The organism is Chryseobacterium sp. BGARF1 (assembly GCF_001677955.1).
Lineage (GTDB): Bacteria > Bacteroidota > Bacteroidia > Flavobacteriales > Weeksellaceae > Chryseobacterium.
In genome coordinates this window covers 1-234 of the sequence record NZ_LELA01000248.1, presented here as the reverse complement: position 1 = coordinate 234, position 234 = coordinate 1, and the positions used below count along the sequence as shown (strand labels likewise).

The 234-nt window shown below is 32.9% G+C and carries 1 pseudogene; it reads left to right on the top strand.

Annotated features, from left to right (window positions below):
* Positions 1–234, top strand: a pseudogene (locus AB671_RS21880) (DDE transposase); the annotation flags it as partial.

Below are 234 nucleotides of genomic sequence, written 5' to 3'. Positions count from 1 at the left end.
TTGCAGGAAATCAGAATAAACCATCGTTGGGAAGCTATTGAACAAGAAAATAATCTTTTGGTGGAAGCAAAACAAAAGAAACAAAATCTTCAAATTGAAATTTTCCTAAATGGCGCTACTCGAAAGCAACTTTTGGCAAGAAGCAAATATTTGCTTTATAAAACCAATGAAAAGTGGACTTCATCACAAAAACAGAGGGCAAAAATATTGTTCTCAGAATATCCCGATTTAGAA